The sequence below is a fragment of the uncultured Leptotrichia sp. genome (assembly GCF_938036635.1).
Lineage (GTDB): Bacteria > Fusobacteriota > Fusobacteriia > Fusobacteriales > Leptotrichiaceae > Leptotrichia > Leptotrichia hongkongensis.
Genome location: NZ_CALHQO010000192.1, coordinates 1 through 1831, shown reverse-complemented (window position 1 = coordinate 1831; position 1831 = coordinate 1). Strand labels below are relative to the sequence as shown.

Here is a 1831-nt window from a genome sequence, read left to right as displayed (position 1 = left end):
TCTTGTTGATAAAAAATATAAATTTATCATTCTAAAAGCGACAGAAGGGCAGAATTTTCTTGATACGGATTTTTTATATAATTGGAATAACGCTAGGTTAAATGGATTTGTAGTTGGAGCGTATCATTTTTTTGTAATGACTAGCAGTGGAGAAGCACAAGCGGATTTTTACATAAGCAAAGTGCCTGATTCTGAGAAAACATTACCTCCAATTATTGATCTTGAAATTTCTACAAAAAAATACAAAAAACCAGATGTAATTGAGCATTTGAGAGTTATGGTTGAAAAACTTGAAAAACATTATAAAAAAAGAGTAATTTTCTATGTGAATTATAATACTTATAATGCATACATAAAAGGTGAATTTCCTGAAAATAAAATTTGGATTACAGATTATAAATATTTTCCTAAAATAGAAGAAGATAATAGGTGGGTAATTTGGCAAGTTTCAAGACGTGGCAGAATTGAAGGAATTCCAGGATTCACAGATAAAAATGTACTTAGAAAAGGAATGACAGTAGAAGAACTCATAAATCAAAGTAAAATAAATTAAGTAAAGTAGATTAAAAAAATATCTTATTTTTAACATTATTTTTTGTTTTCTATTGATTTTTATACGAAAATTTGATAACATATAATTAAAGAAGTTAATCTAATTAATAAATATTAGGAGGCGTAAAATGAAATATCATTTTAAAGATTTAGGATTAAGCAACACTAAAGAAATGTTTGCTAAAGCAAATAAAGAAGGTTATGCAGTACCTGCTTTTAACTTTAACAACATGGAACAATTACAAGGAATTATCGAAGCGTGCGTTGAAGAAGGATCACCAGTAATTCTTCAAGTATCAACAGGTGCAAGAAAATATATTGGTAAAGAAATGTTACCTTGGCTTGCAAAAGCTGCAACAGCTTATGTAGAAGCATCAGGATCAGACATTCCAGTAGCATTGCACTTGGATCATGGTCCAAATTTTGCTGAAGCAAAAGACTGTATCGAATACGGATTCTCTTCAGTAATGTACGACGGATCTCACCACCCTTACGATGAAAATGTTGCAGAAGCAAAACAAGTTGCTGATTTCGCTCATCAACACGATGTTACAGTTGAAGCTGAATTAGGAGTTTTAGCTGGAATCGAAGACGATGTAGTAGCAGCAGAACATGTTTATACTCAACCTGATGAAGTTGAAGACTTCGTAACAAAAACAGGAGTTGATTCATTAGCAATCGCAATTGGAACTTCTCACGGAGCCCACAAATTCAAACCAGGAGACGATCCTAAATTAAGATTGGATATCTTGGAAGAAATTGAAAAAAGAATACCTGGATTCCCAATCGTATTACATGGTTCATCAGCAGTACCTCACCAATTTGTTGAAATGATTAACCAATATGGTGGAAAAATTGCAGATGCAATTGGTATCCCTGATTCAGAATTAAGAAAAGCTGCTAAATCAGCAGTAGCTAAAATTAACGTAGATACTGATGGAAGATTGGCTTTCACAGCAGGAATCAGAGAAGTATTCGCTAAAAACCCAGGAGAATTTGATCCTAGAAAATATGTAGGACCTGCAAAAGACTACATGAAAGAATATTACAAAGATAAAATCAGAAATGTATTCGGATCAAATGGAGCTTACAAAGCTGGAGCTGCAAGATAATAACAAATAAAAAATGAAAATTAATTTGGACTATCTCGAGTTTATTCTCAAACTTGGGATATTCCTTTTAAGTTTTACATAAATAAAATTTGTTTAAAAGAGGTGAAAATTTTTTTTTTCCTCTTTTTTTGTGGGAAAAACAAAAAAAGTATTTAAAAATTTAATTC

The 1831-nt window shown here is 31.3% G+C and carries 2 protein-coding genes; both read left to right on the top strand.

Translation table 11 applies throughout. The annotated features are described in order from the left end of the window. The coding region (locus Q0370_RS03795) for a GH25 family lysozyme (protein ID WP_299572331.1) at positions 1–553 on the top strand (553 nt) is incomplete at its 5' end. A gap of 127 nt (positions 554–680) precedes the next feature. Then, complete coding sequence (locus tag Q0370_RS03790; RefSeq protein WP_006805020.1) at positions 681–1664, top strand: class II fructose-bisphosphate aldolase; 984 nt, start codon at positions 681–683, stop codon at positions 1662–1664. Positions 1665–1831: the final 167 nt, after the last annotated feature.

Excerpts from the sequence above, each read along its gene's own strand:
- Q0370_RS03790 (WP_006805020.1), top strand. The coding sequence starts at position 681 with ATGAAATATCATTTTAAAGATTTAGGATTAAGCAACACTAAAGAAATG.